Below are 21,690 nucleotides of genomic sequence, written 5' to 3' on the forward strand. Positions count from 1 at the left end.
ATCGTTGAGTGCGCTTTTTATTTTGAACTGTTATTTGATAGCCATTCATTTATAGCCTGATGATCGCCAGTGAAAATAACCCGTTGTTGTTTTTTGCTAAGTTGGTATTGATACATTGGGTCGTAGTAATGACGAAGTAGGGCTGATATCCAATCGAAGTGAGCGGATAAGTCGTTTCGATTAAACTGACTATTGATGGCTTGCTCAATTAATACCGTGAGCTCTGCATGTGTTTTACCGCCCAAACGCTTTTTAATGCAGTTAATACTATTCAGTAAGTATTCACTAAAGGCTTTTTTACCTTGCTCTGTGCCAAAGCGATGAATATATTCAGTGGATTTATCGACGACATAGGCTTTGTGTAATCGAGTCAGACGCTTATCAAAATCTTCTTCTAAAACGATTATTTGGCTGCGCTGCATCGCTTGATAAAATACTTGTGGAATAGCTGAGCGACCAATTAAATAACTCTCATCTTCTAACAAGGTAAACTTGCTTGATAATTCTTGTTGTTTGAGCAACTGAACCGCTAAGTTGTTTTCAAAGTTGATTTGAGTTGGCTGAGGATCGATATTTTTCCCGAAACTAGAACCACGATGATTGGCCAAACCTTCTAAGTCGATAGCCTCACTACGTTGCATGAGTAGATCGGTTTTACCGCTGCCTGTTATACCACTGAGAATCAATAATGGCTGCTCAGCCGTTGCAGTCTCAATGGTCTGAAGAAGATATTGGCGCATCGCTTTATATCCGCCTTCAATGAAGGGAATATCGATACCTGCTTCTTTTATCCATTGCTGAGTCAGTTTAGAACGCAGCCCACCACGAAAGCAATACAGATAAGCTTGCGGGTGAATTTGTATGTATTGCAGCCAAGCTTCTATACGTTGTTGCTTAGTCGTGCCATTAACTAACTCATGACCTAAGGTGATGGCTGCAGCTTGCCCCTGTTGTTTATAGCAAGTGCCGACTTGTTTGCGCTCATCATCAGTCATTAACCCAATATTGGTTGATTGAGAAAATGCCCCTTTGTTAAATTCAATTGGTGCACGCACATCCAGTAAAGGCACATCATCTAGGAATAGGCGTCGGTATTCACTACTGTTAATCAGATTGGTGGTCATTAGTTTAACGCCACCAATGGTAAGGATAGGTTTGTGCTTGTTGCTGATAACTGCCCAATACAAATTGGTTTTATATTTTGCTCACTTAGGCAATCAATAAGTTGCTGTTCAGCACTTGGTGATACCGATATTAATAAGCCGCCACTGGTTTGTGGATCGCATAAAATGGCTTTTTGTTTATCTGTTAGCAGGCCTAAATGTTGTTTATAGCTGTCAAAATTGCGCTGGGTCCCACCAGGAATGCAACCTAGGTTGAGATAGTGCTCTGCTTTATCCAATAAAGGAATTTCATCAAAAGATAATGTCGCTGCTAAGTTGGCTCCTTGGCAGACTTCGATTAAATGACCTGCTAAACCAAAACCTGTCACGTCAGTTAATGCGTTAACGCCTTCAATGATGGAAATGTTCTGGCCGATTTTATTAAGTTGGCACATTGCATTGATGGCAATGTGGCTATCTTCATCCGCGAGCTTTTTTTGTTTTTGAGCAGTAGTTAATATCCCTATACCAATAGGCTTCGTGAGATAGAGTTTATCTCCAGCTTGCGCTTGATCATTTCGCTTAAGCTTAGCCAAGGGTATTTGACCGGTAACTGCTAAACCAAAAATGGGTTCTGGTGCATCAATGCTGTGACCACCTGCGAGCATAATGCCTGCATCAGCACAGGCTTGCCGTCCACCTTCAATGACTTTTTGAGCCACTTCAGCAGACAAGGTATTCACCGGCCAACCCAGTATCGCAATTGCCATAATAGGTGTACCACCCATGGCGTAGATGTCGCTTATAGCATTGGTTGCTGCAATCCGTCCAAAGGTAAAAGGATCATCAACAATCGGCATGAAAAAGTCAGTGGTGCTGATAATGCCGGTTTTGAATTTAACTTGTATACCGCTGCATCATCACGGGATTGATTACCTACAAGCAAATTGGGATCGGTAAAGGCTGGAATATCACTGGCAAGAATGGTGCTGAGCACTTGAGGCGAAATCTTACAACCGCAGCCAGCGCCATGACTGTATTCGGTAAGTTTAATATCGGTTTCTGCCATGAAATGAATAACCTGTTTGGAAAGTCGATTATCCATCATAAACACAAACGGCTACCTTGCAAGGTAGCCGTTTCACATTAATCACAATGACTTGTTTTAATAAGCCGTTGTAATGTTATTCCAATTTTTCTTTTGAGCTAACAGGCGTGCTTTTAACTCTTCAACTTGTAAATTGAGTTGCTGGTAGCTAAGTTGCTTGCGCTTAGCTTCAATCAAACTCTTCTTTGCTTGATAGTACTCAACAAGATGTTGCTTCATTAGATCGTATTCAGCTTGGAAGTTAGCAATAATTTCATCACAGTTAGGTAAGTGAGCGACTTTGTCTTGGGCTCTTAATAGCTGCATCTGTAATTTTGCACTTTCAATACGTTCTTGTGGAACAACGCGTAAATCTGATGCTAACCCTACCCAATGCATCGACTTGATTAGCCATTTAGTTGGGTCGTAATGCCACCATTTAATACCATTACGGTAATCGTTTTCAAAAATATGGTGGAAGTTATGATAGCCCTCACCATAGGTTAATAAAGCAATCACACCATTATCACGGGCGGTATTTTTATTGGTGTATGGCTGGCTCCCCCAGATGTGGGCAAGAGAGTTAATAAAGAAGGTGCAGTGATGGACAACAACAAGACGAAGTAGTCCTGCCATCAGTACCATTGAAATAATATCGCCGTTTAACCAGCCTAAAAACGCAGGTAAACCAATGTTCATCAATACCACTAATGCGAGATAGTGTTTATGCTGCCACATTACGATGGCATCTTTTTGCAAGTCGCGAACGTTGTTGTAGTCATGGTAACGACTAGCTTGGTATTCACGTAACATCCAACCGATATGGCTATACCAGAAGCCTTTTTTTGCTGAATAAGGGTCTTTGTCGTTATTGTCCACATGCTTGTGGTGAATACGATGATCAGATGACCAATGCAATGCACTATTTTGCAAGGCAAGTGCTCCGCCAAGCGCAAATAAGAAACGCACAACTGGATGAGCTTTATATGCTTTATGTGACCATAACCTGTGGTATCCAGCAGTAATTGATAAGCCACTGGCAAAAGCGAGCACTACAAAGGCTACCCATTCAATAGCCTCGAAGCCATGGGTCATTCCACGCCAAGGAACAAGCGTGATAGCACCCAATAAAGTGAGTGCAAATAGAGATGTATTTAACCAAATAATCGGTGGTTTTTTCATTAAGATAATCCAAAAAACTTATTGGGCGTACAGTTGTACGCTAATTTAACTTACCCTCATTCCATGGTCAAGCTTTGAAGGGCTGTGTTTCTTGGTTAAAAACGGTATTATCTGTGCACTAACATTTACTAAATGGATTCTATACATGGGTGTAAGAGCATTACAGAAAGAAAAAACCCGTCGTGCATTGGTAGATGCCGCTTTTAATCAACTCAGTGCTGAGCGTAGTTTTTCGAGTTTAAGTTTACGTGAGGTAGCACGGGAAGCAGGGATTGCACCGACATCTTTCTATCGCCATTTTAAAGACATGAACGAATTAGGTCTTACTATGGTTGACGAAGGCGGGTTAACACTAAGACAAATGATGCGTAAAGGCCGTCAACGTGCTGAAGCTGGTGGCAGTGTTATTCGTATCTCTGTGGATACTTTTGTCGAAGTACTGGAATCAAACCCAAACGTTTTTCGTATTTTATTACACGAGCGTTCAGGTACTTCAGCTGCTTTTCGCGCTGCAGTTGCCAGAGAAATTGAACACTTTATTTCAGAGCTGTCACATTACACTGAAGCCACGGCTGGTCGAACTCCTATGTTAGCAAGGGTTCAAGCTGAAGCTTTGGTAACTTTAGTGTTTAATGCTGGTGCATCTGCATTAGATATGAAACGTGCTGATCGAAAAGTGCTCGCCGACCACTTAGTGTTGCAATTACGTATGGTGGCCAAAGGTGCTGAAGCGCTGCAACATAAAGTAGAAACCAAATAGTTTGTAGAATTTGTTTATTCTACAAACATAAAAGGCGGTGTTGTGATTTCACAACACCGCCTTTTTGATTTTAGGGCTTTACTAGAGTAGCTAAGTTCGAGGTCTTAGGTTTTTGCTTTACGTTCAAGCAACACACCCGATTCCATATGGTGGGTGTAAGGGAACTGATCAAATAAAGCGAAACGAGTAATTTCGTGAGTCTGGCTTAGGGTTGCTAAGTTGTCTTTTAACGTGTCAGGGTTACAAGAGATATATAAAATACGGTCGTAGTTTTGCATTAACGACAGCGTATCGTCATCAATACCTGCACGTGGTGGGTCAACAAAAATAGTATTACAGTCATAACTGTCTAAATCGATACCTTCCAAACGACGGTAAGTTCTCTTTTTAGCCATTGCATCACTAAAGTCTTCAGCAGACATACGAATGATTTGCAGGTTTTCAATGTTGTTGATTGCAATATTGTACTGTGCAGCATCAACAGACGGTTTGGCCAGTTCAGTAGCGAGTACGCGATCAAAGTTAGGCGCGAGTGCAATAGTGAAATTACCATTACCGCAGTACAATTCTAGTAAGTCGCCAGTACTGTCTTTAGTGGCAGATATCGCCCATTCAAGCATTTTGACTGAAACTTTAGCGTTTGGCTGAGTAAAGCTATTTTCTATTTGCTTATACTTAAGTTCGTTGCCATCTACAGTTAGCGTTTCAACCACGAAGTCTTTATCTAAATCGATTTTTTGCTTACGTGCACGGCCGATAAAGTTAACGTTAAATTTTTCAGATAAACGTTGCTTCATTTGCTCAGCTTGCTGGCGCCACTCATCATTAAGCTGACGGTGATAAAGCAGAGATACTAGAATTTCGCCGCTAAGAGTCGATAAAAAATCAACTTGGAAAAGCTTAAAGCGCAAGTCATGATTTGGACGAAGCTCTTCCATTAAGGCTGTCATCACTTCATTAATGAGTTTGCCTGCAGGTAGATATTGTTCGCAACGCACTTTTTCATTCAGTACTTTATCAAACATGTAATAGAATAAGTCATCACCATCATGCCAAACTCGAAATTCTGCACGCATACGGTAATTTGCAGGTTCTGAAGCAAAAACCTCTAAACTAGGCGGAGTAAACTCGGCAAAGGTCTGTTCAAGCTTGATACGCTTTTCTTCGAGTTGCGCATCATAGTTTTTAGGATCCATTGCAGCTAAATTCATTTTGTTCCACCATAGGCTGTAAATTAAGGGCGCAAATATTATACTACATACCGCTGATGTCCAGCGGATTGGGGTGTTCTTGGTTGATTAAAGCAAAATATCCTCGAATTCCTATTAATAAATACTCTTATCGGAGAATATCTTGGTCGGTCCTATACTCATTTTTGATTCAGGCATTGGTGGTTTATCTGTGTTTGAGCATATTCACAGTCGATTGCCCAACCATGATATTTACTATTTGTTTGATAATGCGCGTCTACCGTATGGCGATCTTGAAGAACAAGAGTTGATTAGAGGCTGTGTTGCGCTAATCGTAAATCAGGTCGAGAAAATTAAGGCTTCGGTTGTTGTCGTAGCATGTAATAGTGCAAGTACCTTAGTATTACCAGAACTAAGAAATCAATTATCTATTCCTGTTGTAGGTGTCGTACCTGCAATTAAGCCTGCAGCGCAAATATCAAAGACTCGACATATTGGTTTGTTGGCAACACCAGGTACAGTTACAAGACAGTACACACAAGATTTGATCAACTCCTTTGCTGGTGACTGTGAAGTTACTTTGATAGGTTCATCAGAGTTGGTGTTAATCGCAGAAACTAAGGCAAAGAAACAAGATATCAATTTAGATCAAATCGCACAGATACTATCGCCTATAAATGACAGCAATATAGATACACTCGTATTAGGCTGCACTCACTTCCCGCTATTACAGCAAGAAATCAAGCGAGCATTAACTCATCCTGTGCAATTACTGGATTCTGGTGATGCAATTGCCACTAGAGTCATGTCACTGATAAAAGATAATGATATAGCGAAAGGGAAGTTGAAAGCAGGTTTTACAAAAGGGATTGATGAAGGGCTTAAAATGACATTAGCTGACTACGGGTTTACACAGTTAGAGTGCATTACCGTAGCCAACTAATAGGGTCTTACTAACTTTCTTTATTTTGATCCGCTGGATCTGATTCTTGTGATTTGGCTTCACGTACTTTTAAGGTACGCTCTTGGAAACTGTAATCATTCAATTTGTTCATCGCTTTCTTCGCACCAGCTTCTGACATTTCTACGAAACCGAAACCTTTACGACGACCTGTTTTTCTATCACGAACTAAACGCACTGAATTTACTGGACCATACTCACCGAATAGTGATTTTACTTCACCTTCGTGAACACGATACGGAAGGTTACCAACATATAAAGTCATTGTTGGTCCAACATAAGGTTCATTTGAACCTGCAGCAGATGAAGAAGGTACGAAAGTGAAAATAAGACTAGCTAACATTACACCTGCAATAAAAGACACAACAAGTTGAACATTGGTAGAAAGAGCGTAAATGATGACTGCGCCAATTAGCGCCACAACTAAGGTAATAACAAATGACTTCTGCATAAGTTTATCTCTAATAAAAATGAAAAATGATAAATAACTGTTAAAAAGCATTGCTATGGTAATGAATTATTGGCGCTTTCACCATACTATGATGAAAAAATGAGCTCAAAACACAATAAAAACTCCGTTGCACTATATTAAAGTAGAATAAAATCGCTTCAAAAATACCCATAGCAGTCAAAAATAAACCGATCTGAACAAAAGATCTCCGTTCGAATCTATTTATTATAAAAAGCCCTTGCGGTGTTTCAGAATCTGCCTATAATGCGCATCCACTGACACGGCAAACCACGCAATAGCATGGTGTACACGCCAAATCAGTTCACTGTAAAGTGACGCTGAAAAGAGTTTTTAAATTAGTTTAAAAATGACTTGACGCGAAACGGGAATTGCGTAAAATACGCATCCCTAGCCACTCGGGCTTACCGAGATGCGCTAACGCTCTTTAACAATTTATCAAGTAATCTGTGTGGACACTCACAGGTGTTGAGTTAATCGAAATTGCTACTTAGGTAGCAATCAAAAATTATTATCAATATTTTCTGAATCACGTAAGTGATGAGTGTTCATAGCAATATGTAACAAACAGGATGTAGATTCTTCCGAGTCTGCATAATGTAATCAGAATTCATTGAGCCGAGACTTAGTCTCAAAAAACTTTAATTGAAGAGTTTGATCATGGCTCAGATTGAACGCTGGCGGCAGGCCTAACACATGCAAGTCGAGCGGTAACAGAAAGAAGCTTGCTTCTTTGCTGACGAGCGGCGGACGGGTGAGTAATGCCTAGGGATCTGCCCAGTCGAGGGGGATAACAGTTGGAAACGACTGCTAATACCGCATACGCCCTACGGGGGAAAGGAGGGGACCTTCGGGCCTTTCGCGATTGGATGAACCTAGGTGGGATTAGCTAGTTGGTAAGGTAATGGCTTACCAAGGCGACGATCCCTAGCTGTTCTGAGAGGATGATCAGCCACACTGGGACTGAGACACGGCCCAGACTCCTACGGGAGGCAGCAGTGGGGAATATTGCACAATGGGGGAAACCCTGATGCAGCCATGCCGCGTGTGTGAAGAAGGCCCTAGGGTTGTAAAGCACTTTCAGTAGGGAGGAAAGGTAGCAGCTTAATACGTTGTTACTGTGACGTTACCTACAGAAGAAGGACCGGCTAACTTCGTGCCAGCAGCCGCGGTAATACGAGGGGTCCAAGCGTTAATCGGAATTACTGGGCGTAAAGCGTACGCAGGCGGTTCATTAAGCCAGATGTGAAATCCCCGGGCTCAACCTGGGAATTGCATTTGGAACTGGTGAACTAGAGTCTTGTAGAGGGGGTAGAATTTCAGGTGTAGCGGTGAAATGCGTAGAGATCTGAAGGAATACCGGTGGCGAAGGCGGCCCCCTGGACAAAGACTGACGCTCATGTACGAAAGCGTGGGGAGCAAACAGGATTAGATACCCTGGTAGTCCACGCCGTAAACGATGTCTACTCGGAGTTTGGTGCCTTGAGCACTGGGCTCCCAAGCTAACGCATTAAGTAGACCGCCTGGGGAGTACGGCCGCAAGGTTAAAACTCAAATGAATTGACGGGGGCCCGCACAAGCGGTGGAGCATGTGGTTTAATTCGATGCAACGCGAAGAACCTTACCTACTCTTGACATCCAGAGAATTCGCTAGAGATAGCTTAGTGCCTTCGGGAACTCTGAGACAGGTGCTGCATGGCTGTCGTCAGCTCGTGTTGTGAAATGTTGGGTTAAGTCCCGCAACGAGCGCAACCCCTATCCTTATTTGCCAGCGCGTAATGGCGGGAACTCTAGGGAGACTGCCGGTGATAAACCGGAGGAAGGTGGGGACGACGTCAAGTCATCATGGCCCTTACGAGTAGGGCTACACACGTGCTACAATGGCGTATACAGAGGGTTGCAAAGCCGCAAGGTCTAGCTAATCTCACAAAGTACGTCGTAGTCCGGATTGGAGTCTGCAACTCGACTCCATGAAGTCGGAATCGCTAGTAATCGTAGATCAGAATGCTACGGTGAATACGTTCCCGGGCCTTGTACACACCGCCCGTCACACCATGGGAGTGGGCTGCACCAGAAGTAGATAGTCTAACCTTCGGGGGGACGTTTACCACGGTGTGGTTCATGACTGGGGTGAAGTCGTAACAAGGTAGCCCTAGGGGAACCTGGGGCTGGATCACCTCCTTACCTATACGACTAACTTAATGTTTGTTGAGTGTTCACACAGATTACTTGATAGAAAGAAAGAGCAAATTACGTTGGGTCTGTAGCTCAGCTGGTTAGAGCGCACCCCTGATAAGGGTGAGGTCGGTGGTTCAAGTCCACTCTGACCCACCAAAATCTTTATTTTCTCCTAAAGAAAGATTTTGTATTAACGTAAATTTGTTTGACTGCATGTAAATGGGGCTATAGCTCAGCTGGGAGAGCGCCTGCCTTGCACGCAGGAGGTCTGCGGTTCGATCCCGCATAGCTCCACCATTTACTTACTTTTATAAAATCGTAAGTCATGCATATTTGGATAGAGACGCCAAAGATAAAGCGACAGCTTTATCTTTGGCTTTTTTAAGCCCGTTCTTTAACAATTTGGAAAGCTGATAGTATTTAATTGCATGAGTCTGTCATGTTAATTAATACAAATCGTATTATTGGGAAGTTAATCCCTTTTCAGTAATACATTGAGTTCTCAAAACACTTTATTAAGTGTCTTGAATATTCTAAAAACTAAGGCGAATTTGTGTACTCGTAAGAGATGCAAATTAGTAATAAACCAGCTAGTTGCGATACGACTGTTAAGGCTACCCGCTTTAACAACAGTTTGTTTCTTATAGAAACTTATTTGGGTTGTATGGTTAAGTGACTAAGCGTATACGGTGGATGCCTTGGCAGTCAGAGGCGATGAAGGACGTAGTAACTTGCGAAAAGCGTTGGCGAGCTAGTAACAAGCATTTGAGCTAACGATGTCCGAATGGGGAAACCCGGCCACATAAGTGGTCATCATAACGTGAATACATAGCGTTATGAGGCGAACCTGGGGAACTGAAACATCTAAGTACCCAGAGGAAAAGAAATCAACCGAGATTCCCCTAGTAGCGGCGAGCGAACGGGGATTAGCCCTTAAGTCTATGGGGTGTTAGTGGAATGTGTTGGAAAGCACAGCGGCACAGGGTGATAGCCCCGTACATGAAAACTAACCATAGATGAAATCGAGTAAGGCGGGACACGTGACATCCTGTTTGAATATGGGGGGACCATCCTCCAAGGCTAAATACTCCTGACTGACCGATAGTGAACCAGTACCGTGAGGGAAAGGCGAAAAGAACCCCTGTGAGGGGAGTGAAATAGAACCTGAAACCGTGTACGTACAAGCAGTGGGAGCGGTTCTTGAGACCGTGACTGCGTACCTTTTGTATAATGGGTCAGCGACTTACATTTTGTAGCGAGGTTAAGCGAATAGCGGAGCCGTAGGGAAACCGAGTGTTAACTGCGCGTTTAGTTGCAAGGTGTAGACCCGAAACCGAGTGATCTAGCCATGGGCAGGTTGAAGGTTGAGTAACATCAACTGGAGGACCGAACCGACTAATGTTGAAAAATTAGCGGATGACTTGTGGCTGGGGGTGAAAGGCCAATCAAACTCGGAGATATCTGGTTCTCCTCGAAAGCTATTTAGGTAGCGCCTCGAGCGAATACCACTGGGGGTAGAGCACTGTTAAGGCTAGGGGGTCATCCCGACTTACCAACCCTTTGCAAACTCCGAATACCAGTGAGTACTACTCGGGAGACAGACGGCGGGTGCTAACGTCCGTCGTCAAAAGGGAAACAACCCAGACCATCAGCTAAGGTCCCAAAGTTATTGCTAAGTGGGAAACGATGTGGGAAGGCTTAGACAGCTAGGATGTTGGCTTAGAAGCAGCCATCATTTAAAGAAAGCGTAATAGCTCACTAGTCGAGTCGGCCTGCGCGGAAGATTTAACGGGGCTAAGCAATACACCGAAGCTATGGGTTTGCTCTTAGGAGCAAGCGGTAGAGGAGCGTTCTGTAAGCGGTTGAAGGTGAAGGGGTAACCCACACTGGACGTATCAGAAGTGCGAATGCTGACATGAGTAACGATAATGGGGGTGAAAAACCCCCACGCCGAAAGACCAAGGGTTCCTGTCCAACGTTAATCGGGGCAGGGTGAGTCGACCCCTAAGGCGAGGCCGAAAGGCGTAGTCGATGGGAAACGGGTCAATATTCCCGTACTTCTGCTAACTGCGATGGAGAGACGGAGAAGGCTAGGCTAGCGCGGCGTTGGTTGTCCGCGTTTAAGACTGTAGGCTGTTCACTTAGGCAAATCCGGGTGAACACTAGGCTGAGAGTTGATGACGAGTCCCCAAGGGGATGAAGTAGTTGATGCCATGCTTCCAGGAAAATCTTCTAAGCTTCAGGTTAGTAGGAATCGTACCCCAAACCGACACAGGTGGTCGGGTAGAGAATACCAAGGCGCTTGAGAGAACTCGGCTGAAGGAACTAGGCAAAATGGTACCGTAACTTCGGGAGAAGGTACGCTGCTGGCGGTGATGAGACTTGCTCTCTAAGCTGCTGGCAGTCGCAGATACCAGGTGGCTGCAACTGTTTATCAAAAACACAGTACTGTGCAAAATCGCAAGATGACGTATACGGTATGACGCCTGCCCGGTGCTTGAAGGTTAATTGATTGGGTTATCTTCGGAGAAGCTCATGATCGAAGCCCAAGTAAACGGCGGCCGTAACTATAACGGTCCTAAGGTAGCGAAATTCCTTGTCGGGTAAGTTCCGACCTGCACGAATGGCGTAATGATGGCCACGCTGTCTCCAGCCGAGACTCAGTGAAGTTGAAATTGCGGTGAAGATGCCGTATACCCGCGGCTAGACGGAAAGACCCCGTGAACCTTTACTATAGCTTGGCACTGAACATTGAACCTACATGTGTAGGATAGGTGGGAGACTTTGAAACTTCGTCGCTAGATGGAGTGGAGTCAATCTTGAAATACCACCCTTGTAGTTTTGATGTTCTAACCGCGGCCCCTTATCGGGGTTCGGGACAGTGCCTGGTGGGTAGTTTGACTGGGGCGGTCTCCTCCCAAAGAGTAACGGAGGAGCACGAAGGTTGGCTAAGTACGGTCGGACATCGTACGGTTAGTGCAATGGCATAAGCCAGCTTAACTGCGAGACATACACGTCGAGCAGGTACGAAAGTAGGTCATAGTGATCCGGTGGTTCTGTATGGAAGGGCCATCGCTCAACGGATAAAAGGTACTCCGGGGATAACAGGCTGATACCGCCCAAGAGTTCATATCGACGGCGGTGTTTGGCACCTCGATGTCGGCTCATCACATCCTGGGGCTGAAGTCGGTCCCAAGGGTATGGCTGTTCGCCATTTAAAGTGGTACGCGAGCTGGGTTCAGAACGTCGTGAGACAGTTCGGTCCCTATCTGCCGTGGGCGTTGGATGATTGAAGGAAGCTGCTCCTAGTACGAGAGGACCGGAGTGGACGAACCGCTGGTGTTCGGGTTGTTATGCCAATAGCATTGCCCGGTAGCTACGTTCGGAATCGATAACCGCTGAAAGCATCTAAGCGGGAAGCGAGTCCTAAGATGAGTCATCCCTAGGAATTTAATTCCTCTAAAGAGCCGTTCGAGACTAGGACGTTGATAGGCAGGGTGTGTAAGCGTTGTGAGGCGTTGAGCTAACCTGTACTAATGACTCGTGAGGCTTAACCATACAACCCAGATAAGTTTTACCTGAGTTGATGTAACTAGATTTATTACGAAAGACTTAGTGAAGAATATTAAGCACTTAATGAAGTCGAAAACTCAAAGAAACAAACAGCTTTCCGAATTTAGTTAATTGCGACAGCGATTAACACCCGAATTTGCTTGGTGACAATAGCATTGTGGTACCACCTGATCCCATCCCGAACTCAGTAGTGAAACGCAATAGCGCCGATGATAGTGTGGGGTCTCCCCATGTGAAAGTAGGTCATTGCCAAGCGCCTAATACTGATAAAGCCCTAACACGATGTGTTAGGGCTTTTTCTTTGCCTGAAGAAAAGTAAACTGCAGGGTTAGACACGTTAACTGCTGATAGCGTGGCCGATATGCCCATGTAAGTAGGGGTTAATACCAAGTACCTAATTTCTCTTAAATGAGAGCAGATAGCCCGTTACTCACGTAACGGGCTTTTTTTGTGTCTGTCAAAAGTTAACCTACAAGTTTAGGCACATCAACAGCTGATAGTGTGGTCGATATACCCATGTAAAAGTGAGTCATTACCAAGCGCCTAATTTCTCTTAATTGAGAGCAGATAGCCCGTTACTTACGTAACGGGCTTTTTTGTGTCTAAATTTAGCTATTCTTAGATAGAGTATTGTTCAAAATCTTAAAAGGTATCCTCCATTACTTTGCCTAATAGTGTTATTAAAAATGGCAAGGTACAATAGGTCATCATTTTTCTAAGTATTCGTATATGTCTGTTAGCTTAAAATCCTTTAACACTCTTTCTTTAGCGCAAAATTGCCAACAGCTATTTCAAGTTAATAGCGTTGATGAATTTAAGGGTGTATATCAAAATGCTATTAGCCAAAATTTACCTGTGATGATTTTAGGTGGAGGTAGCAATGTCGTTTTCACCAGTGACTTTGATGGCGTGGTGATTAAAGTTGATACTAAAGGCATAGAGGTTTATGAAGATAATGAATATGTTTATCTGACAGTGCAAGCTGGTGAAAACTGGCATTCTTTTGTTCAATTTTGTTTGAAAAATGGTTTTCATGGCTTAGAGAATCTAGCGCTTATTCCTGGCTCTGTAGGTGCTTCACCGATTCAAAACATTGGTGCTTATGGTGTAGAAATGAATCAATTTTGCGAGCAAGTAACCTATTTAGATTTAGCTTGTTTCGACAGCTATACGTTAACTTCAGATGAATGTCACTTTGGTTACCGTGAATCTATTTTCAAGAGTGACCTTAAAAACAAAGCGCTAATAACTGAAGTTCAATTTAAGCTGCCTAAACTTTGGCAACCGAATTTAAAATACGGGCCGCTGCAGCATTTAAATATTGAAACAGTAACACCTGAAGCAGTATTTGATGCCGTTTGCGAAGTACGAATGAGTAAATTGCCTGACCCATCCCAAATTGGCAACGTTGGTAGTTTTTTTAAAAACCCGATTATTGAAGCTTCCGTCTATTTGGAGTTATTAAAAACCTATTCTGACTTGGTTGGTTATGCGCAGGTGGATGGGAAAATTAAGGTTGCAGCAGGTTGGTTAATAGACGAAGCGGGTTTGAAAGGGTTTATGCAAGGGCGAGCTGCAGTACATGATAAGCAGGCGCTAGTGCTTGTTAATTTAGATGCAGCAGTAGGCGCTGATATTTGTAAGCTGGCCAGCTCAATTATAGATATCGTATTCAAGAAATTTGGAATTCAATTAGAACCTGAACCAAGAATCATTGGTTCAACAGGAGAGGTCACTTTGTAATGAATGAACATTGGGATAAAAAGACACAAATTATTGAATTATTAGATCATAAAGAATATATCTCAGGTGAATTGATCGCGCAAAGAGTCGGCCTTTCTAGAACTGCTGTTAATAATCATATTGCACAATTAGCTGATTATGGTGTTGATGTGTTTAGTGTAAAGGGAAAGGGATATAAATTACCTAAACAGCTGCCGCTTTTTGATAAAACTAAGCTAATAGAAAACATCGAAAATCGTTGTTTCTATTTCAACGAAATTGAAAGTACCAATGCGTTTATGCTTCAGCATACCGATGAATTAAAAAATGGCGATATCTGTATCGCTGAGTATCAATCAGCAGGTAGGGGCAGAAGAGGGCGTCAGTGGGTTTCTCCTTATGGGCAACATGTTTATGCCTCGATGTTTTGGCGATTAAGTCAGGGCATGAATGCCGCTATGGGTTTGAGCCTTGTTGTTGCATGTTCAATCGTTAGCGCGCTAAAAGAGTTTGGTGTTGATGGTTTAGGCGTTAAATGGCCGAATGACATATATCGCGACAATAAGAAGCTTGCAGGTATTTTAATTGAGCTTTCTGGTCATTCAATTGATGAGTGTAATTTAGTGATTGGTTTCGGTATTAATATGAGCATGTCAGAACAACATGCTCAATTGATTGATCAGCCATGGAGTGACTTAACGTCCTTAAATTCAATGCCTGATAAGACTGCTATGTTGACCGCGATTCATAAGCAGCTAAAAGTTGACTTGTCTCGCTTTGAATTGGAAGGCTTGGAGCCGTTTATACCTCAGTGGCAAGAGCACGATTTATTTTATGATAAAGAAATTAGCTTATTGATGGCCCCACAGTCGGTATCTGGGATTTGTAAAGGCATAGACAAACAAGGGGCCGTCCTTGTTGAAACAGATGGTGTGATAAGCCCTTACATTGGCGGTGAGATTAGTTTACGAGCGAAGTAGTGCAACTCTACTTACTCTACTCAGCTATTTACGTAATAAAACGCGGTCGACCAGATGGTTGGCCGCTTTTTTTAGGATTAAATTAGCTCGCTCTCGACTAGGCTTGATGTTGGTCTGTAAGTTTGGCCCATTGATGGTATCCCAAATATGAGCCGCTGTAGCATTGGCCTCGTCATCAGAAAGCTGTGAGTAATGATGAAAGAATGAATTTGGGTCACTGAATGCCCCCTGCCTGAACTTTAAGAAGCGTTGTTGATACCATTCTTTTAATAGCGTTTCTTCTGCATCTACATATATTGAGAAATCTACATAGTCAGACAGAAAACTACTTCGACTCTCAGGACTCGGGTCTAATGCCGTTTGGAGTACGTTCAGGCCTTCAATGATCAAAATATCTGGCTGGTTTATATTCTGAACTTGATCTGTTAATCGGTCGTACGTGACATGAGAATACAAAGGAGCACTGACATTAGGTTCACCAGCTTTGACAGCGGAAATAAAGTCGATGAGCATTTTCATGTCATAACTTTCAGGAAAACCTTTTCGTTTTAGTAGATTGTTATGTGTAAGTTCAGCTAATGGGTATAAAAAGCCATCAGTGGTTACTAGTTCGACTTTTGGATGCTCTGGCCAGCGTTGTAGAAGTGTTTGTAAAATTCGCGCCGTGGTACTTTTACCCACAGCGACGCTTCCAGAAATACTGATAATATAGGGTGATTTTGTTGGCTTGTGATCTAAGAACTGGTCAAGAACAACACCGCGTTGTTGTTTTGAATCAATTATAAGATTCAGTAAGCGGCTAAGGGGAAGATATATGTCAGTAACTTCATCTAATGAGAGTTGTTCGTTCATGCCACGTAAGTTGGCTAACTCTTCTTCGCTGAGTGTTAATGGCACAGAATTTCGTAATTCAGCCCATTGTTGGCGAAGAAATGAAAAATAAAGTGCTTGATGTAATGTATTGTTGGCTGTCATATCTTCCTTTCCTTAGGTCAGGCACAGTACACCACCAATTTATTTTGAACAATAGGTAAAGTCATCTTACTTATAGAGACTTGAGTAAATCGCTTTATTTTTATCCTTCTTTCAGAAATAAAGCCCAAAAAAGCGACATTTAAGACTTTTTTTAGCTTTTTTATGCATTTCCTATTGCACTTGCGCCAACATTTACCTAATATCCGTTTCCGAAATGATTAGCCGGCATAGCTCAGTTGGTAGAGCAACTGACTTGTAATCAGTAGGTCCCGAGTTCGACTCTTGGTGCCGGCACCATTTTTCTGGAGGGGTTCCCGAGTGGCCAAAGGGATCAGACTGTAAATCTGACGGCTCAGCCTTCGAAGGTTCGAATCCTTCTCCCTCCACCATTTTTAAAGGTAGTTAGGTAGCCTTATTCAGGTTGCGCGGATGTCGTATAATGGTATTACTCCAGCCTTCCAAGCTGATAACGCGGGTTCGATTCCCGCCATCCGCTCCAAATTGCTGAACGACTTGATTGCTTAGTAGTTCGTTTAAAAGAACTATTAAGTCAATCAAATCCTTTAAATCAGCACGTCCTGTCTTATGCTAAACTTAATCACCAAAACTAAACTAATTAATTCGATGTCATTCTATGCGTCGGACTTTTTCTATATGTGTTTTCATCACCAAGACTCTGGATTGAGGCAATATCATGGCTAAAGAAAAATTTGAACGTAATAAACCACACGTAAACGTGGGTACAATCGGTCACGTCGACCATGGTAAAACAACGCTAACTGCTGCAATCTCAGCTGTTTTAACCAAAACTTACGGTGGTGAAGTTAAAGATTTCGCACAAATCGATAACGCTCCAGAAGAGCGTGAGCGCGGTATTACAATTAATACTTCTCACATCGAATATGACACACCTACACGTCACTACGCACACGTAGATTGTCCTGGTCACGCCGATTATGTTAAGAACATGATTACTGGTGCTGCTCAAATGGATGGCGCTATCTTAGTAGTTGCTGCTACAGATGGTCCAATGCCACAAACACGTGAGCACATCCTGCTTTCACGTCAGGTTGGTGTACCTTTCATCATCGTATTCATGAACAAATGTGACATGGTTGACGATGAAGAACTACTTGAATTAGTAGAAATGGAAGTTCGTGAACTTCTTTCTGAATATGACTTCCCAGGTGATGACTTACCAGTTATCCAAGGTTCTGCACTTAAAGCCCTTGAAGGCGATGCAGCTTGGGAACCAAAGATTATCGAACTAGCTGAAGCGTTAGATTCGTACATCCCAGAGCCAGAGCGTGACATTGATAAGCCGTTCCTACTTCCAATTGAAGATGTATTCTCAATTTCAGGTCGTGGTACAGTTGTTACTGGTCGTGTTGAGCGTGGTATCATCCGCGTTGGTGAAGAAGTTGAAATCGTTGGTGTTAAAGAAACGACTAAGACTACTTGTACTGGTGTTGAAATGTTCCGCAAGCTTCTTGACGAAGGTCGTGCTGGCGAAAACTGTGGTGTTCTTTTACGTGGTACTAAGCGTGAAGATGTTGAGCGTGGACAAGTATTGGCACAGCCAGGTACTATCACTCCTCACACTACATTCGAATCAGAAGTATACGTGTTAAGCAAAGAAGAAGGCGGACGTCACACTCCATTCTTCAAAGGCTACCGTCCACAGTTCTACTTCCGTACAACTGACGTAACTGGTACTATCGAGCTTCCAGAAGGCGTAGAAATGGTAATGCCTGGTGATAACATCAAAATGGTTGTTACACTAATCTACCCAATCGCGATGGACGACGGTTTACGTTTCGCTATCCGTGAAGGTGGCCGTACTGTTGGTGCTGGTGTTGTAGCTAAAATCGTTGCTTAATAGCGACCTTTAGTAAACACTTTAAAAAGGAAGCTTCGGCTTCCTTTTTTTGTTTTACAAATTTTTTTAAGTTTTGCTTATGTTATCCAGTGTCGACCTTGCGAACTTACGAGAATAAGAATACAATCTATGGCCGATTTTTGACCCTGAGCTGATGCTTTTCGTGGCTAAACTCGGAAGTACTATTTGATAAAATGGTACATATTTATCAAATTTAAGCTCAGGTCTTAGTGAGTAACGGAACCAACCGATGACGACAAATACTGAAAACCAGAAAAATCCTCTGGATATTGTTAAGTGGGGCATTGCAGTTATATTGATTGCCGCCGCTGTTATTGGCAACCAAGCATTTGGCGAAGCCAGTGTTGTAGTACGCGCATTAGGCGTAATTGTTGCCTTTGTTATTGCAGGCTTTATTGCTCTGCAAACTGTGAAAGGTAAAGAAGCTTTATCTTTCGCTCGTGAAGCTCACATTGAAGTACGTAAAGTGGTTTGGCCTACGCGTCAAGAAGCGCTAAACACAACATTCATTGTTCTTGCTGCAACAGCTGTCGTAGCCGTTATCCTTTGGGGTTTCGACTGGGTACTATTGCGCGTTGTTAACCTAATTACTGGCGTATAGGCATTTACATGACTGAAGCAACAGAAGCTAAAAAAAGATGGTATGTCATTCAAGCATTCTCTGGCTATGAAGGCCGAGTAGTTAAAACTTTGCTTGAACATATTAAGATGCACAACATGGAAGATTACTTCGCAGAGGTTTTAGTACCAACTGAAGAAGTAGTTGAAATGCGTGATGGTCAGCGTCGTAAAAGCGAACGTAAATTCTTCCCAGGCTATGTATTAGTCCAAATGGAAATGAATGACGAAAGCTGGCACTTAGTGAAAAGCATTCCTCGCGTAATGGGCTTCATTGGTGGGACGTCAGATCGTCCAGCACCTATTTCAGATAGAGAAGCGGATGCCATTCTTCAGCGTTTACAAGATACCGTTGAGTCTCCAACTCATCGCGTTATGTTTGAACCTGGTGAAGTTGTTCGTGTTAACGATGGCCCATTTGCTGATTTTAATGGCACCATCGAAGAAGTTGATTACGATAAAAACCGCGTTAAGGTTTCAGTAATGATCTTCGGTCGTTCTACACCTGTTGAGTTAGACTTCCAACAAGTTGAAAAGAACTGATTAAATTAAATACAAATAGTATTTGTTTGCGGGTGCGGATTTTAGTATAATCCGCACCCGTTGTTTTCAAGGGGAGCTCATTGGCATGTAGCCGATAGCGTTTGAACCCAAATTGAGGAAATGTCGACATGGCAAAGAAAATTGAAGCTTATATTAAGCTACAAGTAGCAGCCGGTGCTGCAAACCCGTCTCCACCAGTTGGTCCTGCTTTAGGCCAAAAAGGTGTGAACATCATGGAATTCTGTAAAGCATTCAACGCTCGTACTGAAAAGTTCGATAAAGGCATGCCAATTCCTGTTGTTATCACTGTATACAACGATCGTTCTTTCACGTTCGAAACTAAGACTCCTCCAGCATCTTTCTTATTATTGAAAGCAGCCGGTCTTAAGTCTGGTTCTGGCCGTCCAAATACCGAGAAAGTTGGAACTATCAAGCGCAGCGCTGTTCAGGAAATTGCTGAAACAAAAGCGACTGATATGACTGGTGCTGATGTTGAAGCGATGATGCGTTCAATTGAAGGTACTGCACGTTCAATGGGTTTGGTAGTAGAGGACTAATATAATGGCAAAGCTAACTAAGCGCATGCGCGTAATCCGCGAGAAAATCGACGGAACTAAAAGCTACGATATCAATGAAGCTGTTTCTTTATTAAAAGAACTTGCTACTGCTAAATTCGTAGAAAGTGTTGACGTTGCTGTTAACCTAGGTATTGATCCTCGTAAATCAGACCAAAACGTTCGTGGCGCTACAGTATTACCACATGGTACTGGCCGTGAAGTTCGTGTTGCTGTGTTCACACAGGGCGCAAACGCTGAAGCAGCTAAAGAAGCTGGTGCAGAGTTAGTTGGTATGGACGAGCTAGCTGCACAAGTTAAAGCTGGCGAAATGAACTTCGACGTAGTTATCGCATCTCCAGATGCAATGCGCGTTGTTGGTCAGTTAGGTCAAATCTTAGGCCCACGTGGTCTTATGCCTAACCCTAAAACTGGTACAGTAACACCAAATGTTGCTGAAGCAGTTAAAAATGCCAAAGCCGGTCAAGTTCGTTACCGTAACGACAAGAATGGCATTATCCACACTACTATCGGTAAAGTGGATTTTGAACCAGCACAGCTTAAAGAAAACTTAGAAGCGTTAGTCGCAGCACTGAAAAAGGCTAAGCCTGCAGTTGCTAAAGGCGTATACGTGAAAAAAGTAAGCATCTCTACCACTATGGGTGCAGGTGTAGTTGTCGACCAGGGTACTCTGGAAGAAGCTAAGTAATATACAAAGGGTGCGGGTTAGTGTATAATCCGCGCACTTTGTGGGTTGAGGTCTGTTTTTGACAATGTTAAAAACAGATTTCCGTCCAAGACCGTAGGTGTTTTCTTAGGATAACTTAATTTCCTACGTAGACGGTGTCAGACCCCCCAGATAGATTTGTTCTGCTGGAAATCTGCACCGTAAGTCGTTAAACACACAAGTGTTTAATATGGTAAATACTAGGGATATCCCTAGGTAGAATCCAGGAGTAAAGCCAATGGCATTAAGACTCGAAGACAAAAAAGCGATTGTTGCTGAAGTCAACGAAGCAGCCAAAGGTGCTTTATCTGCAGTTGTTGCCGATTCACGCGGTGTAACTGTAGGTGAAATGACCGGTTTGCGTAAAGCAGCTCGTGAAGCTGGTGTTTATGTACGTGTAGTACGTAACACATTAGTTAAACGCGCTGTAGCTGGTACTGATTTTGAGTGCCTGTCTGACACGTTTACTGGTCCTACTTTAATTGCATTTTCTACTGAGCACCCAGGTGCTGCAGCGCGTCTTCTAAAAGATTTCGCAGCTGCACAAGAAAAGTTTGAAATTAAAGCAGCAGCCTTTGAAGGGGAAGTAATCCCTGCAGCAGATATTGATCGTTTAGCGAAATTACCAACTTACGACGAAGCACTAGCTCAGTTGATGATGACTATGAAAGAAGCATCTGCTGGCAAGTTTGTTCGTACATTGGCCGCTCTTCGCGATCAAAAAGAAGCAGCTTAATATTTTATTAGCCGCTTAAATTTATTGAATTCAGTACAATAGGAATTTTTTGTTATGTCTATCACAAAAGACCAAATCTTAGAAGCTTTCGCAGAAATGTCTGTAATGGAAGTTGTTGAACTTATCGAAGCAATGGAAGAAAAATTCGGCGTTTCAGCTGCTGCAGCAGTAGTTGCTGGCGGCGCAGAAGGCGGCGCAGCTGCTGCTGAGCAAACCGAATTTGACGTTGTTATGACTTCTTTCGGTGCTAACAAAGTTGCTGTTATTAAAGCACTTCGTGGCGCTACAGGTCTTGGCCTGAAAGAAGCTAAAGCTATGGCTGAATCTGCACCAGTTGCAGTTAAAGAAGCTATCACTAAAGAAGAAGCAGAAGCCCTTAAAGGCGATCTAGAAGCTGCTGGCGCTGAAGTAGAAGTTAAGTAAGTTATACTC

General features: G+C 43.1%; 16 protein-coding genes, 5 tRNA genes, 3 rRNA genes and 1 pseudogene. 19 read left to right on the plus strand and 6 right to left on the minus strand.

From position 1 onward, the window contains the following. Positions 1 to 17 precede the first annotated feature (17 nt). The 3 genes and pseudogenes from mnmH to AC0L4E_RS19965 all read right to left on the minus strand — a co-directional run bounded on the left by mnmH (position 18) and on the right by AC0L4E_RS19965 (position 3,372). A complete protein-coding gene (gene mnmH, locus AC0L4E_RS19955) occupies positions 18 to 1,124 on the minus strand; it encodes a tRNA 2-selenouridine(34) synthase MnmH (protein WP_473681377.1) in 1,107 nt (368 codons plus the stop codon). Next, positions 1,124 to 2,172 (minus strand): annotated as a pseudogene (gene selD, locus AC0L4E_RS19960) (selenide, water dikinase SelD). The gene mnmH and the pseudogene selD overlap by 1 nt, the downstream one beginning before the upstream one ends. Before the next feature lie 96 nt (positions 2,173 to 2,268). Continuing rightward, the gene (locus tag AC0L4E_RS19965; RefSeq protein WP_473681379.1) at positions 2,269 to 3,372 is read right to left on the minus strand and encodes an acyl-CoA desaturase; all 1,104 of its coding nucleotides are present in this window, start codon (positions 3,370 to 3,372) and stop codon (positions 2,269 to 2,271) included. Between the two features lie 145 nt (positions 3,373 to 3,517). Between AC0L4E_RS19965 and fabR the strand changes: the two genes are divergently transcribed. Next, on the plus strand, positions 3,518 to 4,132 hold the full coding sequence (gene fabR, locus AC0L4E_RS19970; RefSeq protein ID WP_102527639.1) for an HTH-type transcriptional repressor FabR: 615 nt from the start codon (positions 3,518 to 3,520) through the stop codon (positions 4,130 to 4,132). Positions 4,133 to 4,236: 104 nt separating this feature from the next. Here fabR and trmA read toward each other — a convergent pair whose 3' ends face one another. Next, a complete protein-coding gene (gene trmA, locus AC0L4E_RS19975; RefSeq protein WP_473681381.1) occupies positions 4,237 to 5,343 on the minus strand; it encodes a tRNA (uridine(54)-C5)-methyltransferase TrmA in 1,107 nt (368 codons plus the stop codon). 142 nt (positions 5,344 to 5,485) lie between these two features. Between trmA and murI the strand changes: the two genes are divergently transcribed. Beyond that, positions 5,486 to 6,265, plus strand: coding sequence for a glutamate racemase (gene murI / locus AC0L4E_RS19980; protein WP_473681383.1), 780 nt, complete (start codon positions 5,486 to 5,488; stop codon positions 6,263 to 6,265). A gap of 10 nt (positions 6,266 to 6,275) precedes the next feature. Here the strand turns inward: murI and AC0L4E_RS19985 are convergent, their stop codons facing one another. Then, the gene (locus tag AC0L4E_RS19985) at positions 6,276 to 6,734 is read right to left on the minus strand and encodes an RNA recognition motif domain-containing protein (protein WP_473681385.1); all 459 of its coding nucleotides are present in this window, start codon (positions 6,732 to 6,734) and stop codon (positions 6,276 to 6,278) included. Positions 6,735 to 7,394: 660 nt separating this feature from the next. On the opposite strand from AC0L4E_RS19985, the gene AC0L4E_RS19990 reads away from it, so the two are divergent. The 7 genes from AC0L4E_RS19990 to birA all read left to right on the plus strand — a co-directional run bounded on the left by AC0L4E_RS19990 (position 7,395) and on the right by birA (position 15,205). After that, positions 7,395 to 8,936 (plus strand): 16S ribosomal RNA (locus AC0L4E_RS19990). Positions 8,937 to 9,009: 73 nt separating this feature from the next. Then, positions 9,010 to 9,086, plus strand: a tRNA-Ile gene (locus AC0L4E_RS19995). 65 nt (positions 9,087 to 9,151) lie between these two features. Next, positions 9,152 to 9,227: transfer RNA gene (locus AC0L4E_RS20000), tRNA-Ala, on the plus strand. A gap of 369 nt (positions 9,228 to 9,596) precedes the next feature. Continuing rightward, positions 9,597 to 12,488 (plus strand): 23S ribosomal RNA (locus tag AC0L4E_RS20005). 154 nt (positions 12,489 to 12,642) lie between these two features. Further along, positions 12,643 to 12,758: ribosomal RNA gene (gene rrf / locus AC0L4E_RS20010) — 5S ribosomal RNA — on the plus strand. Together the 16S, 23S and 5S rRNA genes with 2 tRNA genes alongside form the textbook arrangement of a ribosomal RNA operon. Before the next feature lie 474 nt (positions 12,759 to 13,232). After that, a complete protein-coding gene (murB, locus tag AC0L4E_RS20015; protein ID WP_473681387.1) occupies positions 13,233 to 14,246 on the plus strand; it encodes a UDP-N-acetylmuramate dehydrogenase in 1,014 nt (337 codons plus the stop codon). Further along, positions 14,246 to 15,205: a bifunctional biotin--[acetyl-CoA-carboxylase] ligase/biotin operon repressor BirA gene (birA, locus tag AC0L4E_RS20020; RefSeq protein ID WP_473681389.1), complete on the plus strand. Its 960-nt coding sequence runs from the start codon at positions 14,246 to 14,248 to the stop codon at positions 15,203 to 15,205. The genes murB and birA overlap by 1 nt, the downstream gene beginning before the upstream one ends. Positions 15,206 to 15,229: 24 nt before the next feature. Here the strand turns inward: birA and coaA are convergent, their stop codons facing one another. Continuing rightward, positions 15,230 to 16,180, minus strand: a complete 951-nt coding sequence (gene coaA, locus AC0L4E_RS20025; protein ID WP_299574553.1) for a type I pantothenate kinase — start codon at positions 16,178 to 16,180, stop codon at positions 15,230 to 15,232. A gap of 221 nt (positions 16,181 to 16,401) precedes the next feature. Here coaA and AC0L4E_RS20030 point away from each other — a divergent pair. The 10 genes from AC0L4E_RS20030 to rplL all read left to right on the plus strand — a co-directional run bounded on the left by AC0L4E_RS20030 (position 16,402) and on the right by rplL (position 21,681). Further along, a tRNA-Thr gene (locus AC0L4E_RS20030) sits at positions 16,402 to 16,477 on the plus strand. Between the two features lie 7 nt (positions 16,478 to 16,484). After that, a tRNA-Tyr gene (locus AC0L4E_RS20035) sits at positions 16,485 to 16,569 on the plus strand. 36 nt (positions 16,570 to 16,605) lie between these two features. Then, a tRNA-Gly gene (locus tag AC0L4E_RS20040) sits at positions 16,606 to 16,679 on the plus strand. 195 nt (positions 16,680 to 16,874) lie between these two features. Next, positions 16,875 to 18,059 carry an elongation factor Tu gene (gene tuf / locus AC0L4E_RS20045; RefSeq protein ID WP_473681391.1) on the plus strand — a complete coding sequence of 395 codons (1,185 nt, stop codon included), beginning with the start codon at positions 16,875 to 16,877 and terminating at the stop codon, positions 18,057 to 18,059. A gap of 250 nt (positions 18,060 to 18,309) precedes the next feature. Continuing rightward, the gene (secE, locus tag AC0L4E_RS20050) at positions 18,310 to 18,681 is read left to right on the plus strand and encodes a preprotein translocase subunit SecE (protein ID WP_473681393.1); all 372 of its coding nucleotides are present in this window, start codon (positions 18,310 to 18,312) and stop codon (positions 18,679 to 18,681) included. 8 nt (positions 18,682 to 18,689) lie between these two features. After that, positions 18,690 to 19,241, plus strand: a complete 552-nt coding sequence (gene nusG / locus AC0L4E_RS20055; RefSeq protein WP_153916628.1) for a transcription termination/antitermination protein NusG — start codon at positions 18,690 to 18,692, stop codon at positions 19,239 to 19,241. A 128-nt stretch (positions 19,242 to 19,369) separates the two neighbouring features. After that, a complete protein-coding gene (rplK, locus tag AC0L4E_RS20060) occupies positions 19,370 to 19,798 on the plus strand; it encodes a 50S ribosomal protein L11 (RefSeq protein WP_102529399.1) in 429 nt (142 codons plus the stop codon). 4 nt (positions 19,799 to 19,802) lie between these two features. Then, the gene (gene rplA, locus AC0L4E_RS20065; RefSeq protein WP_371998535.1) at positions 19,803 to 20,504 is read left to right on the plus strand and encodes a 50S ribosomal protein L1; all 702 of its coding nucleotides are present in this window, start codon (positions 19,803 to 19,805) and stop codon (positions 20,502 to 20,504) included. Between the two features lie 256 nt (positions 20,505 to 20,760). Continuing rightward, positions 20,761 to 21,258, plus strand: coding sequence for a 50S ribosomal protein L10 (rplJ, locus tag AC0L4E_RS20070; RefSeq protein ID WP_473681398.1), 498 nt, complete (start codon positions 20,761 to 20,763; stop codon positions 21,256 to 21,258). 54 nt (positions 21,259 to 21,312) lie between these two features. Then, positions 21,313 to 21,681: a 50S ribosomal protein L7/L12 gene (gene rplL, locus AC0L4E_RS20075; RefSeq protein ID WP_102529396.1), complete on the plus strand. Its 369-nt coding sequence runs from the start codon at positions 21,313 to 21,315 to the stop codon at positions 21,679 to 21,681. Positions 21,682 to 21,690 lie beyond the last annotated feature (9 nt).

It is taken from the genome of Shewanella sp. GJ50-10, assembly GCF_055808815.1.